The organism is Treponema sp. R6D11 (genome assembly GCF_054786075.1).
In genome coordinates this window covers 1-333 of sequence record NZ_BDHD01001312.1, presented here as the reverse complement: position 1 = coordinate 333, position 333 = coordinate 1, and the positions used below count along the sequence as shown (strand labels likewise).

The window sequence follows — 333 nt, the reverse complement described above, 5'->3', positions numbered from 1 at the left end:
TTGTAGATAAGGCGCAAAGAATTAACGGCAGAAAAAACACGTCAAGAAAGAACGCGTCTTTGAATAATCCCGTAACGGCTCCGACAATAGTTCGTATCAGGCAATTTAAACCCAATGGCGGGCCCGCTAGAAAATCGATAAATAACCCTGAGAAAAATCCGGAGAGCTGGCCGGTCATAGTTCCGTTAACATAAGCCGAATATACCAGTATGCACAGGGCGATATCCGGAAAAGCGCCGAAAAGCGAAAAATCCTGACGTAAGGTTGATTGTAAAATAGCGTTCTTTCTTGACGTGTTTTTTCTGCCGTTAATTCTTTGCGCCTTATCTACAA

At 43.2% G+C, this 333-nt stretch carries 1 protein-coding gene; it reads right to left on the bottom strand.

Features of this window, described 5'->3' with window-relative positions; genetic code table 11:
- Nucleotides 1-333: rod shape-determining protein MreD (gene mreD, locus ACYVTD_RS18555; protein WP_461249065.1), on the bottom strand; the 333-nt coding region annotated here is incomplete at both ends.